Raw genomic sequence first — 1,585 nt, 5'->3', positions numbered from 1 at the left:
CATATCAATAAATGCTAATTAAATAAAGCTTCAATACGCTGGTATAACGCAGCTACGCGGCGTATCCCCCTATTGATAACTTTTATTAGCCAGTAAAAATATATATGCTTTCATCCGGTGGCAGGTATTCAAAACTATGGCGGGCGTTTCTTATTTGAAGACAGGGCGCAGGTTATTTCCGTTTATGCTGTTTTATACTTCAACGGGCAAAGTTGCCGCAAAAATAATTGCAGGTGCTCCTCAGTCCCGGTTATTCTGTCCATGCTGTTTTATACTTCCACAGTTAACCGCAAAAATAAAATCAAACAAATCAGCATAATCATCACAATCCTGCTCCGGGACAATTTACCCGCCGAAGGCGGGGGGCCACTCCTGCTGCAATATGGACGCAGTATTAATTCTCTGATGCCGCCCATTGTTTGGATTGCTCATTTACCGCGTATACAACGCCGGCAACGATCACACAACAGGCTACCAGTAAGGAAACGATCAATAATAACATAGCATTCCGGTTTATTCACATGAAAATCAAAAATACAAAATCCTTTTACACAATACGCTTATACGTTCAGCAAGGCAATTTTCGTAAATTACCCTCATGAGTGCAATGGCAAATCCCCGGAAAAAACGTTCGGGAAAAGATGAAAAATTAACCTTCAGGGAGCGGCTGACCGCTCTTCGTAATTTACCGGCATTTTTCCGGATGGTATGGCAAACCAGTCCCGGACTGGCTATTGCCAACACGGTGCTGAGAATAGCCCAGGCTACCATGCCGCTTTCCTTGTTGTATGTGGGCAAGCTGATTATTGACCAGGTAGTACATATCTCCAAAGACCCGGGGCATTCTACCACGTGGCTATGGCAACTGGTAGCAATGGAATTGGGCCTGGCCATTATATCCGACGCGCTAGGTCGCGCTATTTCATTGCTGGATAGCCTTTTAGGCGATCTGTTTGCCAACCACACCTCCGTGAAAATTATGGAACATGCCGCCAAGCTGGATCTCGACCAGTTTGAAGATGCGGAGTTTTATGATAAACTGGAACGCGCCCGGCAGCAAACCAGTGGCAGAACTGTGCTGTTGGCGCAGGCACTGAGCCAGGTACAGGATATTATTACGATTGTTTTCCTTGCAGCAGGACTTGTGCTTTTCAATCCCTGGCTCATATTGTTACTGTTGCTGGCAGTGATCCCGGCCTTCCTGAATGAATCGCATTTCAACGACCTGTATTACAAACTGGCCTGGGGCCAAACATCCGACAGGCGCGAGCTGGATTATATCCGCTATCTCGGCGCCAGTGACGAAACTGCGAAAGAAGTGAAAGTGTTTGATCTTTCGAACTTCCTGGTGAACCGTTTTAAATCCATCTCCAATAAATTTTATATCGATAAAAAAACGTTGCAGATCCGGGATTCCATATGGGGAACCATTTTTGCCATAGTGGGCTCCGCTGGATATTATGCCGCTTATGTGATCATTATCCTGCAAACGATCCACGGGCATCTCAGTATTGGCGACCTGGCTTTTCTTGCGGGCTCTTTCCGGCAATTGCGTACTACGTTCCAGGGAATCCTTATCCGGTTT

At 46.0% G+C, this 1,585-nt stretch carries 1 pseudogene; it reads left to right on the top strand.

Going from position 1 to position 1,585, the window contains the following annotated elements:
- Positions 1–598: 598 nt before the first annotated feature.
- Positions 599–1,585: pseudogene (locus VN105_RS22495) on the top strand (ABC transporter ATP-binding protein); the annotation flags it as partial.

The sequence above is a fragment of the Chitinophaga sp. genome, from assembly GCF_035564935.1.
In the GTDB taxonomy this organism is placed as follows: domain Bacteria; phylum Bacteroidota; class Bacteroidia; order Chitinophagales; family Chitinophagaceae; genus Chitinophaga.
The sequence above is the reverse complement of the archived record's forward strand: the minus strand, read 5'-3'. Positions and strand labels throughout refer to the sequence as shown.